Source organism: Photorhabdus kayaii, assembly GCF_025384895.1.
Lineage (GTDB): Bacteria > Pseudomonadota > Gammaproteobacteria > Enterobacterales > Enterobacteriaceae > Photorhabdus > Photorhabdus kayaii.
Window position 1 is genome coordinate 1 of sequence record NZ_JAJAFZ010000012.1, and the last position, 13,646, is coordinate 13,646.

Annotated in this window: 10 protein-coding genes; 2 read left to right on the forward strand and 8 right to left on the reverse strand. The window is 43.0% G+C overall.

Annotated elements, in window-relative coordinates:
* Positions 1 to 285: 285 nt before the first annotated feature.
* Positions 286 to 810 (reverse strand): SprT family zinc-dependent metalloprotease, encoded by a 525-nt coding sequence (locus LGZ98_RS06665; protein WP_113043363.1) that lies wholly within the window; start codon positions 808 to 810, stop codon positions 286 to 288.
* 150 nt (positions 811 to 960) lie between these two features.
* Positions 961 to 2,133: a methionine adenosyltransferase gene (gene metK, locus LGZ98_RS06670; RefSeq protein ID WP_011147846.1), complete on the reverse strand. Its 1,173-nt coding sequence runs from the start codon at positions 2,131 to 2,133 to the stop codon at positions 961 to 963.
* Positions 2,134 to 2,765: 632 nt separating this feature from the next.
* Here metK and speA point away from each other — a divergent pair.
* Both speA and speB read left to right on the forward strand, forming a co-directional pair.
* Positions 2,766 to 4,670 carry a biosynthetic arginine decarboxylase gene (speA, locus tag LGZ98_RS06675; protein ID WP_113043362.1) on the forward strand — a complete coding sequence of 635 codons (1,905 nt, stop codon included), beginning with the start codon at positions 2,766 to 2,768 and terminating at the stop codon, positions 4,668 to 4,670.
* 171 nt (positions 4,671 to 4,841) lie between these two features.
* Entirely contained in the window at positions 4,842 to 5,765 is a 924-nt protein-coding gene (speB, locus tag LGZ98_RS06680) for an agmatinase (protein ID WP_113043361.1), read from the forward strand.
* A gap of 561 nt (positions 5,766 to 6,326) precedes the next feature.
* Here the strand turns inward: speB and LGZ98_RS06685 are convergent.
* The 6 genes from LGZ98_RS06685 to leuB form a co-directional block, all read right to left on the reverse strand.
* Positions 6,327 to 7,040 carry a TerC family protein gene (locus tag LGZ98_RS06685; RefSeq protein ID WP_228899520.1) on the reverse strand — a complete coding sequence of 238 codons (714 nt, stop codon included), beginning with the start codon at positions 7,038 to 7,040 and terminating at the stop codon, positions 6,327 to 6,329.
* A 92-nt stretch (positions 7,041 to 7,132) separates the two neighbouring features.
* Entirely contained in the window at positions 7,133 to 7,819 is a 687-nt protein-coding gene (gene mutH, locus LGZ98_RS06690) for a DNA mismatch repair endonuclease MutH (protein ID WP_112878568.1), read from the reverse strand.
* A 584-nt stretch (positions 7,820 to 8,403) separates the two neighbouring features.
* The gene (gene sgrR / locus LGZ98_RS06695; RefSeq protein ID WP_262977856.1) at positions 8,404 to 10,065 is read right to left on the reverse strand and encodes an HTH-type transcriptional regulator SgrR; all 1,662 of its coding nucleotides are present in this window, start codon (positions 10,063 to 10,065) and stop codon (positions 8,404 to 8,406) included.
* A gap of 462 nt (positions 10,066 to 10,527) precedes the next feature.
* Positions 10,528 to 11,133: a 3-isopropylmalate dehydratase small subunit gene (leuD, locus tag LGZ98_RS06700; RefSeq protein ID WP_228899514.1), complete on the reverse strand. Its 606-nt coding sequence runs from the start codon at positions 11,131 to 11,133 to the stop codon at positions 10,528 to 10,530.
* 8 nt (positions 11,134 to 11,141) lie between these two features.
* A complete protein-coding gene (gene leuC, locus LGZ98_RS06705; RefSeq protein ID WP_228899512.1) occupies positions 11,142 to 12,551 on the reverse strand; it encodes a 3-isopropylmalate dehydratase large subunit in 1,410 nt (469 codons plus the stop codon).
* A gap of 1 nt (position 12,552) precedes the next feature.
* The gene (gene leuB / locus LGZ98_RS06710) at positions 12,553 to 13,644 is read right to left on the reverse strand and encodes a 3-isopropylmalate dehydrogenase (protein WP_262977857.1); all 1,092 of its coding nucleotides are present in this window, start codon (positions 13,642 to 13,644) and stop codon (positions 12,553 to 12,555) included.
* Positions 13,645 to 13,646: the final 2 nt, after the last annotated feature.

A 13,646-nucleotide genomic window follows, 5' to 3' on the forward strand; every position in this document is an offset into this window, starting at 1 on the left:
CTCTTTGTTGGCTGCATTCACCCCGGTCACATAGTTATCTATGCTCCCGGGGATTCGCTCCCTTGCCGTCGCGATGCATCTTGAAATCCATAGGGTATAAAATTAATTATTGCTTAATTTTCTTATCTGGAGATTTTAATTTTACTTAAAAAATTTCTTTCTTTTTTAAAATGAGAATATTTATAAGAATTTATTGATAAAATAGGATTTTGGTTCATATATTATTAGTGTGATTTATATTCAGATAGTGGGGTAATTAAATCACATTTTTATTATTATAAATCTTTATAAATTAGGATTGAAAGAGTCAATTGATTTAACAATAAGCCTTTCTCCGCATTTTTGACAGATATAATGACTTTCTCCTCGCAGAATTTTATTATGGCGTCGTAGGGTTAATTCATGTTGTTGGCAACTACAGTAATAAGTAAAAGTTTGACTACGTACTGAGTCGATTTTAAATTTGTGTGTACGGTTAGCTGGAACGTTCAGTACTTTTTCCATCATCCAACGCCACTGTTTTCCATGTGGAGGCACTTTCCCAAAGTAGCGATAAACCAATAGATGAGCTAATTCGTGAGGTACAACTTCATCAATAAAAGTTTGTTGATTTTCAATCAATAATACTGGATTAAGGCGGATTTCCCAATTTTTTATATAGGCACTGCCCGCAGTAGTTCCCCTCTGGCGGTAGTTTATTGTAGGTTCAGGAAAATCACGGTTGAGATATAAGTTTGCTTGTTGCAGTTTTTGCTGCAAAGTATTCATAATGGCTTGTTGTAGAGAAATTGGAACGTTAACTAATTTCATGTATTGAAAGTAAATAGGCAATGATCAGTGAATTTTATTAGAAATCCTGAAACAAGCTGATAATAATATTGTCACGGATTCTTCAATTGTCAGCTAATGCTAAAAAAGCCGGGTTCAATTATCCAAACCGGGCTTTTCGCGTATATATTTTTACATATTCATCGCTGATAGCTTTAGGCCCGCAGCATCACGCAGTGCTTCTGCTTTATCAGTGGCTTCCCACGGGAACTGTGGACGACCAAAATGACCATAAGCGGCAGTATCACGATAGATTGGGTGCAATAGATCCAGCATCTGAATCAAACCATGAGGACGTAAATCAAAGAATTCACGTACCAGTAGAGTCAAAGTTGCCGTTGAAACTTTTTCAGTGCCGAATGTTTCCACCATGATGGAAGTCGGTTCTGCAACGCCGATAGCGTAAGAAACTTGAATTTCGCAACGATCAGCCAGACCAGCCGCGACAATATTTTTTGCCACATAGCGTGCAGCATAAGCCGCTGAACGGTCGACTTTGGATGGATCTTTACCGGAGAATGCTCCGCCACCATGACGTGCCATGCCACCGTAAGTATCTACGATGATTTTACGACCAGTCAGACCACAGTCACCCATTGGGCCACCAATGACAAAACGACCAGTTGGGTTAATGAAATATTTGGTTGTTGGATTTAACCATTCAGCAGGCAGTACCGGCTTGATGATCTCTTCCATGACCGCTTCTTGCAGATCTTTCTGACTAATATTTTCAGCATGCTGTGTGGAAAGTACAACCGCGTCAACGCCGACAATTTTGTCGTTATTGTATTGGAAAGTGACTTGGCTTTTAGCATCGGGGCGTAACCACGGCAGTACACCATTTTTCCGAACTTCAGCTTGACGCTGAACCAGACGGTGTGCATAGGTGATAGGCGCAGGCATGAGTACATCAGTTTCGTTGGTTGCATAACCAAACATTAGCCCTTGGTCACCAGCACCTTGTTGCAGGGGATCTTCACGGTCAACACCTTGGTTAATATCCGGTGATTGTTTACCAATGGCACTTAATACTGCACATGAGTTTGCATCAAAACCCATTTCAGAATTAACATAACCAATCTCTCGAACTGTTTGTCGCGTAATTTCTTCAATATCAACCCAAGCGCTGGTAGTAATTTCACCACCAACCATGACCATGCCGGTTTTAACATAGGTTTCACAGGCAACTCGTGCTTTTGGATCTTGTTCTAGAATAGCATCAAGAACGGCATCAGATATTTGGTCTGCAATTTTATCAGGATGCCCTTCGGAAACAGATTCGGAAGTGAAAAGGTATGTGGTCATTATATAACGTTACCTTAAAATATAATTTCAGTTTGGAAATGGATGGATTAACATCTAGATGGCTATTTTAGGATAATTCTTATCCATGTGCTAGATTTTTTTAGTTCAGCTAGTCATTTTCATTGGGTGAATGAATAATTTCTTGGTTTGTATGTCAGTTTTGTTCAATTTCATTTTGCAATTTTATGTGATTGCGAGTATAAACTGCGGCCGTAGTTGAACTATTTTGGCTACAGATTCGCAGAAAGCTAACTAGCTTCTGTTTCTCAATCGAGAAAATGGCTCCTTAGATATGAGTCATGTGTGGGGGTGAATGGGGTAATGAACCATTATCTGCTGATTGCTAATGGCCAACAGCCACACTTGTCGTCGGATGTATCCGCGTCTTTTTCCTTTCTTTTCAATATGTCTTTAATTCGATGTTATCTGTTACCAGCAAACAGGCCGGATATGTCGGACAGTCGTATTGTCACTCGGTAATTTTGTCGTTGTTTAGTAGTAACTAAACGCTTTTTACAACCTAAGAGCATGCTGTTCCCTGATATTTCTCAACACGTGAGATTATGGCGTTTTGGGTTATTTATTAATTACAGGCGAAGGCGAAAAACTCTAACTCCCTTAAGGAGACTGCCATGAATGATAATATCGCTCGTAAAATGCAACAGACTTACAATATTGCATATTGGGGAGGGAGTTACTACTACGTCAATGATCTTGGCAATGTTAGTGTGTGTCCAAATCCTGATTTGCCGGGGGCAAAAATTGATCTTGCGGAATTGGTGAAAAAAGTTCAGCAGGAGCAGAAACATTTGCGTTTGCCGGCGCTATTTTGTTTCCCTCAAATCCTGCAACATCGTTTGCGTTCAATCAATGCCGCATTTAAACGTGCCAGAGAGTCATATGGTTATAAAGGCGATTACTTTTTAGTTTATCCCATTAAAGTTAACCAACAACGCCGCGTTATTGAATCACTGGCCAGTTCCGGTGAACCTTTAGGGCTTGAGGCTGGCTCTAAAGCGGAATTAATGGCAGTGCTGGCCCATGCGGGTATGACTCGTACCGTCATCGTGTGTAATGGATATAAAGATCGTGAATATATTCGTCTGGCGCTAATAGGTGAGAAGTTAGGTCACAAGGTTTATTTGGTGATCGAAAAGATGTCTGAGATTGCCCAGGTATTGGAAGAAGCTGAACGATTGAATGTGATCCCGCGTTTGGGAGTCCGTGCACGTTTGGCATCTCAGGGTTCAGGTAAATGGCAAGCCAGTGGCGGTGAAAAATCGAAGTTTGGGCTGGCGGCAACTCAGGTATTGCAATTGGTTGAGATTTTGCGCGCAGTGGATCGACTTGATAGTCTGCAATTGTTGCATTTTCACCTAGGCTCACAGTTGGCGAATATCCGTGATATTGCAACAGGTGTCCGTGAGTCAGCGCGTTTTTATGTCGAATTACATAAACTCGGGGTAAATATTCAATGTTTTGATGTTGGTGGTGGACTGGGGGTCGATTATGAAGGGACCCGCTCTCAATCTGATTGTTCTGTGAACTATGGGTTGAATGAATATGCCAACAATGTCATCTGGGGTATTGGTGATGCTTGTGATGAACATGGTTTACCCCATCCGACGGTTATCACGGAATCAGGTCGTGCCCTGACCGCTCACCATACTGTCTTGGTCTCTAATGTTATCGGGGTTGAGCGTAATGAATTTACGCAGACGACACCACCGGCAGAAGATGCTTCTCGCCCGCTCACCAGTTTGTGGGAAACCTGGCAGGAGATGCATTCAGAAGGAAATAGACGCTCTTTACGTGAATCGCTGCATGATGGTCAGCTCGATCTACATGATGTTCATACACAATATGCTCATGGCATGCTGGATTTGGCAGAGCGGGCGTGGGCGGAAGAGTTATATCTGAATATCTGTCGCCATATTCAACAGGATCTTGATCCAAGCAACCGTGCTCACCGGCCAATTATTGATGAGTTGCAAGAGCGTATGGCAGACAAATTCTATGTGAATTTCTCACTGTTCCAGTCTCTGCCTGATGCATGGGGTATCGATCAGTTATTTCCTGTTTTACCCATTGAGGGACTGGATAAGCCGTTGGATCGCCGTGCGGTATTGTTGGATATCACCTGTGACTCCGATGGTATTGTTGATCATTATGTGGATGGTGATGGTGTAGCCGCGACAATGCCGATGCCCGCTTATGATCCTGATTGCCCGCCAATGATTGGTTTCTTCATGGTGGGAGCATATCAGGAAATTCTTGGCAATATGCATAACCTGTTTGGCGATACAGCGGCTATTGATGTTTATGTATTCGATAATGGCGAAGTGACCTATAACCAAAGTGAAGAGGGGGATTCAGTCGCGGATATGCTGCAATATGTGAAACTGGACCCTAATGTATTGATGGCTCGCTTCCGTGATCAAGTAAAAGGCACGGATTTGGATACAGGCTTGCAAGAGCAATTTTTACTGGAATTTGAAAGTGGTCTTTATGGCTACACATATCTGGAAGATGAATAATCTTCTGGTGTTAATTAAGCCTCCTGTATACAGATAACGTTATTTAATATAAACCAGATGCGGAGATGCAGAGAAATAGGGTTATCTCAGAAATACCCCATTTCGTCATGGCATGGGTATCTTGGAATTAAATAGCTTTGTTCTGTCGGGAAACTTTTGAGGATATATCTCATGACAATAAGTACCTTGGGCAACCAACAAGATGACTCTTTGGTTTCTAATGCCTTCGGTTTCCTGCGCTTTCCGCTGAATTTCCAGCCATATTCCAGCGATGCAGAGTGGGTAATTACTGGCGTACCATTTGACATGGCAACATCAGGTCGTGCAGGTAGTCGCCACGGGCCTGCGGCCATTCGTCAGGTTTCTACTCACTTGGCATGGGAAAGCCGCCGTTGGCCGTGGGATTTTAAGCTACGCAATTGTCTTAAAGTTGTAGATTGCGGTGATGTGGTCTTCAACTTTGGTGATGCTCAGGATATGAGTGATAAATTACAGGCTCATGCTGAAAAAGTGCTGGCTTCCGGTAAGCGTATGCTCTCTTTTGGTGGTGACCACTTTATTACTTTGCCTTTGTTGCGCGCTCATGCCAAACATTTCGGTAAAATGGCTCTGGTTCATTTTGATGCTCATGCTGACACCTATCCAAACGGTAGCCAATTTGATCACGGTACCATGTTCTATCACGCACCAAATGAAGGGTTGATCGATCCGCATCATTCAGTACAAATTGGTATTCGTACTGAGCATGGACGGGACGATGGTTTTACGGTACTGGATGCTGATCAGGTTAATGACCGTAGTGTGGATGATTTGCTTGCTCAGATAAAAGAGACGGTTGGTGATATGCCGGTTTACCTGACTTTCGATATCGATTGTCTTGATCCAGCTTTTGCGCCGGGTACGGGCACGCCAGTCATTGGTGGCCTGACAACCGATCGTGCACTGAAATTGCTGCGTGGTTTGCAACCGCTAAATATTGTCGGTATGGATGTGGTAGAAGTTGCTCCAGCTTATGATCAGTCTGAAATTACGGCTCTGGCCGGTGCGACTATTGCATTGGAGATGCTTTATTTACAGGCATCTAAGAAGCGCTAAAGAGCACATAGTCTTAATATAGTCTTAGGGGATAGTGAAATAAGCTCGTACTGAGTTGTGGCGCTATCCCTTGAAACTCGGCTGTTATTTGGATTGATGTAACCTTTATATGCTTTTCTTGGAGGCTCTTTGTCATTTTTTACATGCGAGCATCAATTAACCGAATTCCATTAAGAACATGTTTATCAAGCAACAAATGTTTCACTTGTTACCTTCAAGCATGAACTGAATTTCCCGGTCTGTATTAAAAAAATCCTCTCCTATGGTAGTAAGATCTTCGAATCTTCCAGGAACCCTATCTGATTGGGTTATTGGTATAAGTTGGACATAAGGTTTGTCAGCTAGTTGGCTTAAGTTACTTTTAGCTTCATGCATATTTGTTTGGATAGTCATAATAAAGTTTTCATATTTGGCTAGGTTAGCCAGGTATAACAAAAAATGCCGAAATAACCGGCAATTTTTTGCTGCATAGAATTGAGATGCCGCAGTACTGAACTGGGCATCTATGGCGTACTTTTTAAATCAAAGAATGATATTTTTTAGCGTTATTTAGCGTTATTTCTAATTTCTTTTCTTTTTCCCACGCATGAGATTCAGTGTTTCCACTGCCATTGAGAAGAACATAGCAAAATAGATGTAACCTTTAGGTATATGCACTTGTACGCTTTCCAGAATAAGGGTAAAGCCTACAAGGATTAAGAACGACAGCGCCAGCATTTTGACGGAAGGGTGACGGTCAACGAATTCACCGATAGGACGAGCGGCGAGCATCATGACACCGACGGCTATGATAACGGCTGCCATCATAATGAATAGGTGATCGGACAGGCCAACAGCGGTGATGACTGAATCCAGGCTGAAAATAATGTCCAGCAACATAATCTGGATGATGGCCCCCAGGAAGGAGTGAACAGGACGTTTTAGCTCTCCTTCATTGTCACCTTCGATCGCTTCGTGGATTTCTTTGCTGGCTTTCCAGATCAGGAATAGACCGCCAAAGAATAGGATTAAGTCACGGGCAGAAATGTCATGTTCAAAAACTGTCAATATCGGGTAGGTTAGCCGAATAACCCAGGCAATAGATGCTAACAGCGCCAAGCGCATCAGCATTGCTCCCATTAGTCCGATCTTACGTGCTTTATTTTGTTGATGGTTAGGGAGTTTTGCCACAACAAGTGACAAAAAGATAATGTTATCAATCCCTAAAACGATTTCTAGAATTGTCAGGGTGGCAAGTGCCATCCAGGCGTGGGGATCAACAATCCATTCTAACATTGCTTATTAAAACCTTAAGGTAAAAAGCTAATTATACGCGTGATTAGATGTAAGGTAAGTATGTCGATGTAAAAATCAGTCAGAGCTCAACGTTAAATCAAAAAATGACGGGCCAGTAGAGGAGCAGTGAAATTTTTCCTTAGATAGAACCCGCGAGGCAGAGTCATAATAGGCTGGCCGTGTACACCGATTGCTTCGGTTAATGCTTTGCTGTTAGCCGCTTTTGGGCGCAACTGTAATACTTCGCCATGACGAGCGGTAACGCTCTCTACTTTGCCAAGCACGATGAAATCCATCAATTCTTCCCAGTCGCGACGTAGTAACTCTTCTTCTTCTTGATTGGGACTCCACAATAAAGGAGAGCCAACCCTGCGTTTGGCTAGAGGGATTTCCCGTTCACCTTCAACAGGTATCCACAGCACTCGCGATAATTTGCGTCTAACATGACAGCTTCCCCAGGTAATACCACTGTTCCCTGTTAATGGTGCAACGCAGACAAATGTTGTTTCTAATGGATAACCTCTTCTGTCTACTGGGATGGTTTTAAGCTCAATACCGATATGTTCGAAATCTTGCTCTGGCTTGCTGCCGGCACTTGCCCCCAGATAATATTCTAGCAACATGCCTACCCAGCCTTTATCTCGTTTCAGATTGGGTGGGATAGGTAAATTTGCTTTTGCCGCGAGTTCTCCCATTGATAAGCCAGCCAGAAGTTGGGCGCATTCAAGCAACTGTTGCTCGTTGTCTGGTGGAGGTGGGGGGGAAAACAGTATGTTCATTTGAGATATCCGTTTTTTAGGTCAAAAAACAGCCTTAGTTTCTGTGAATAATAAATCCGAGGTTCATACAATAGCTAAAAAGTGATAATAGCATGATATACAAACATTTTTTATTGCTGTTTCAAATATTGTAAAATTGACTGCCGTTCTTGTTCACCTATTGCTGGTAATAATGAACAGGATCTTACACCATGTTATCCACAGTTTTATGGGATAAGTAGACAAAAATGAGATCACTGGTTTGATTTACAGGTTTGACTAACACTTTTTTCTACAAAAACCGCTGTTTTTTGCTTAACTAAAAAGCATAACCTGTGGATAACATAATTTTTGATTGTTTTTTGTTCTCATCAACTAACGTTGTCCATTATAGTTATGGTTGATGCTAGAAATAGCGAGATAAATAGCTGCTATTTCAATGAAAAATAAATACTATTTCATTTTTTGTCTATAGACTGATAATTCATAATATAAAGCTATACCTGAATTACCCCTGCCTTTTTCACATAGATATCCACAGAAAAAGTGAATAAAAGCAAGTTTGCACACCTGTGTATGTTCATAACTCTGGCTTTTTCTGTGAATTACCCTTCATATGGGTTGAACCAGGCAGATTTGAAATCAAACCAACCAAAGGTGTTCATTTTGACTCCCCGCATACTTCTCTGCCCCTGTAACTCAAGCCAGTGGTGGAACAGTGGATGCAACCAATGTTCATCAACTATTTTTTCGCACCACTCTTCAAGCGATAACTCTTGTCGTCGCCATTGTGATACTTCTTTACTTAAGTCATTACCAAGGCATTTTTTCAATAATGGCATCTCGTACAGTGTAGCGAACAGCGAAAACTCCAGAGGATTATAAAAGTTGGCGGTAGCAAGCCAGAGGTCACTTTCGGTGTTACCATTGAACCATGTGTCATAATCCACGATGTTGATTTTCAATTCGACGCCGCACTTGGTCAGTATGGCTTGAAGGATCTGGCTGATTGTGTGGTATTCGTGATGTTGATGACAAAGCGTGACGGTCAGATGGGTAATATCCTCTGGTTTGTTCAATTCGGATATGAGCTTACTGTGATGCCAGCGCAGTAATAAACCATAAGCGGGTGACCAGTGACGTTGATAAAAGGGGTCACAATGCGCTAGCAGATTGATCGGTGTTAGCAGACTGCATAGCCATTGGCGAACGTCTTCTCTCTTACATTTAGTTGAACGATGGTCGTGTAGTAGGAAATAACAGCCTTCTTCTATCCTGCTATCTAGCGAGTTATTATCCGTGCTGTCACTTTCCAGATGCAGAGTTGTACAAACCAGTTTCTCCGCTAATTCTGGTAGAAACCATATATTCACCTGATCAATCAGTGCCCGAAAGCCAAAGTAATTATCAAAGGCACGAATTTGTAGTTTCTGAGCGCTGTTTTTTATGACCTGGTAAGGGCCGGTTCCCACTGGCATACGAGAGAAGTTCGGTAACTTTTGCCACTCTTGAGGCAAGATCATGGCATGTGGGCTGCCGATTAATAAGGGGAGCCAGAGATCAGGTTCTGAAAGAAAAATATCAATCACGTAGGGGGTGGGCGTTGTGACTTTTTCAATATGAGAAAAAAGGGGCAGGCTGCGTAATCTTTGTAGCGAAGCGATGACATCTGCCATCTGTAATTCTCTGCCGTGGTGAAAATGGATGGCCGGCCGTAGATAAAAGCGCCAATGATTTGAGGATAATTGTTGCCAATGATGAGCTATGTCAGCTTCTGGTTCCCCATTTTCCTCATTTATGCGGGTTAGGCTATTAAATATCTGCCTGACCAGATGAATTTCAGAACGGCGTAAAGGTGAACCGGGTAGAAGATTAGGGAAGGGGCGATAATAGAGTATCCGCAGTAAGTTTTTTCCTTGACGGAAACGGCGCTCAATCTGGGATAGTACCATATGACGGACTGTATCTTTATCACCAACCAGTTGGACCAACTTCTCAACGTTATGTTGCTCAAGCAACTCTTCAGCTCGTTGTTGTTGAAATTCCCATCCATCACGTAAAAAATTCAGTTGAGAACGTTTCCCTCTCCCGGACTCAGACTGCCACTGTAACCAGCCAGCTTTCTGCATATTGTTGAGCAGTGAACGGATATGGCGTTTTGAACAATGCAGTACATTTGCCAGTTCTTGTAACGTTGTTTCAGCCTCTTTTCCTTGATGGTGTTGCCATAATCGAATGAATTGTTGTTGTAAGCGTGAACTGGGCATAAAAGAGGAACTCCAGAGTATTATTCATCAATTTTTATTTCCTTATATTGCGACGATAATTATCCATATTGAAAGTAGCTCAATAGGCCAGACGAAATCTGGCTTCTCCCCCAATTTTCTTGAGTAATGGTGATTTGCCAGCCAGTAAGAAAGCTTACTGGCTTTTTTTCTTATTATACATTGTGTACTCTCTATTTCTTTTATACCCGTCATCTTTCAAGCTGCCTCTTTGTTGGCTGCACTCACTCACCCCGGTCACATCGTTATCTATGCTCCCGGGGATTCACTCCCTTGCCGTCGCGATGCATCTTGAAATCCATAGGGTATACATATCAGTTTAAAGCGAGTAATAATCTGGTATTGGAGGTGTTTTGTCCAGCTACTATCGCTATTTCTATCTGTAAATTTCTATAGAAAAAATCCCGTAGTAGAAAACTACGGGATAAATCAATAACGGAAAAATTAACGTAGGAAAACCGGTTGTTCTTGCTCGTAGGTTATTATGGCATCCAGATGTTGTAATGTTAGGCCAATACTATCCAGACCATTCATCATACAGTGGCGCCGGAAACTATCGATTTCAAAATCATAGTTTTTATCGCCAGCATGGACTTTCTGTTGTTCTAGATCGACAGTAAAACGGCAAGCTTTGTTTTGCTGAACCAACTCAAATAGCTCATTGACATCGTTATCGTTCAGTTTTACTGGCAGTAACTGGTTGTTGAAAGCATTACCGTAGAAAATATCCGCGAAACTTGGGGCGATAACAACTTTAAAACCATAATCCGTTAGTGCCCAAGGTGCATGTTCACGGGAGGAACCGCAACCAAAGTTTTCACGAGCCAGAAGGATACTGGCACCCTGATAACAAGGCTGATTTAATACGAATTCAGGATTAGGTTTTTGTCCTGCCTCATCAAGAAAACGCCAGTCATGAAACAGGTGCTGACCAAAGCCTGTGCGAGTGACTTTTTGCAAGAATTGTTTGGGAATAATGGCATCAGTATCGACGTTTGCCGCATCTAAAGGAGCAACTAAGCCGGTATGTTGAATAAACTTTTCCATCATTCTCTCCTTTATGACTTCTGTGCTGGATGGCGTATATCGATAAAATGACCATTAATCGCTGCTGCTGCTGCCATCGCTGGACTCACCAAATGGGTGCGTCCACCACGTCCCTGGCGCCCTTCAAAGTTGCGGTTACTGGTAGAAGCACAGCGTTCACCGGGTTGCAGGCGGTCATTATTCATTGCCAGACACATGGAACATCCGGGTAAGCGCCATTCAAAACCGGCCTCTATGAAAATTTTATCTAAACCTTCTGCTTCTGCTTGTGCTTGAACGGGGCCTGATCCGGGAACAACGATCGCCTGAACACCAGGTGCAACTTTATGGCCTTGTGCGATGGTTGCGGCAGCCCGTAAATCTTCAATCCGGGAGTTGGTGCAAGAGCCGATAAAGACTTTATCGATCTTCACATCTGTTAGCTTAATACCGGGTTTCAAATCCATATACGCCAGTGCTTTTTCAGCAGATGCTCGTTCAACAGGATCACTAAAAGATTCCGGCGCTGGAATTGTTTGATCAATGGCGATCACTTGCCCAGGGTTTGTTCCCCATGTAACCTGCGGGGAGATCTCTTCTGCATTAATCGTAACAATGGTGTCATATTGTGCATCAGGATCGGATTTCAATGTCTTCCAGTAAGCAACAGCTTGCTTCCATAGCTCTCCTTTCGGTGAGAACTGGCGGCCTTTCATATAAGTAAAAGTGGTTTCATCCGGTGCAACTAAACCTGCTTTAGCACCCATTTCAATTGCCATGTTACATAAAGTCATACGGCCTTCCATGCTAAGTGCTTCAATCGCCTTACCACAGAATTCCACTACATACCCTGTACCACCTGCACTGCCTGTTTTGCCGATGATCGCCAGAACGATATCTTTGGCGGTAATAGCATCACCGACATCACCCATCACTTCGATTTTCATAGTCTTGGCACGGGCTTGTTTCAGAGTTTGGGTAGCGAGTACATGTTCAACTTCAGAAGTGCCAATACCGAAGGCCAACGAGCCGAATGCGCCGTGCGTGGCAGTATGGGAATCACCACAAACAATCGTCATGCCTGGTAGGGTTATCCCCTGTTCAGGGCCGATGACATGAACAATCCCCTGATAGGGATGATTGAGGTCATATAATGTGATACCGAATTCAGCGCAGTTTTTCATCAACTCCTGCATTTGAATACGTGCCATGTCACCACAAGCGTTAATATCTTTTGTTTGCGTGGATACGTTATGATCCATTGTTGCGAACGTTTTACCGGGTTGGTGCACTGGGCGGCCTTTAGTACGCAAACCATCAAAAGCTTGCGGGGAGGTTACTTCATGAACCAGATGACGATCAATATAGAGTAACGGGGTTTCATGCGGTACTTCCCGGACAATATGAGCATCATATAATTTTTGATATAAAGTCTTAGCCATGTTAAACACCCTCGGCTATATAACGGGCGATAGCGCTGCCCATTTCATCAGTGCTAATTGCTTTACCGTTTCCGGCTAAATCTGTTGTGCGATGGCCCTGTTCCAGTACGTAGTTAACCGCTTGTTCAATCGCATTAGCGGCGTCATTGTGACCTAAGCTATAGCGCAACAGTAAAGCGGCAGACAGGATCTGGGCTATCGGGTTAGCAATACCTTTTCCGGCAATATCTGGTGCAGAACCACCAGCGGGTTCGTACAGGCCAAAACCTTTTTCATTCAGGCTAGCAGAAGGTAACATCCCCATTGAACCGGTAATCATGGCGCACTCATCAGATAAGATATCGCCGAAAATATTGGAGCACAGCATCACATCAAACTGAGACGGATCTTTAATTAACTGCATGGTGGCGTTATCAATATACATGTGATTGATTTCTACATCTGGATACGCTTTTGCAATCTCAGTAACAACTTCTCGCCACAATACGGAACTCTGCAACACATTTGCTTTATCAATAGATGTGACTTTATTACCGCGTTTGCGAGCGGATTCGAAGGCGATGCGGGCAATACGCTCGATTTCAAAACGGTGATAAACCTCAGTATCAAATGCTCGTTCATATTTACCTTGGCCTTCACGTCCTTTGGGTTGACCAAAATAGATACCGCCGGTTAATTCACGGACACATAAAATATCAAAGCCTTTGGCGGCAATATCATGGCGTAAAGGACAAAATACCTCTAATCCAGCATATAAGCGGGCAGGGCGTAAGTTGCTGAATAGTTTGAAATGCTTGCGCAATGGCAACAGTGCGCCACGCTCAGGTTGTTCTGCTGGTGGTAAATGTTCCCATTTAGGCCCTCCCACGGAGCCGAACAATATGGCATCAGCCTGTTCGCAACCTGCTACGGTTTTTGCCGGTAGTGAACAGCCGTGGTGATCAATAGCAATCCCACCCACATCATATTCGCTGGTGGTGATACGGATATTGAAACGCTTACGGATTGCGTCCAATATCTTATAGGCTTGTGCCATAACTTCAGGGCCAATACCATCACCGGGTAAAACTGCAATATGATAATTGTTCGACATGT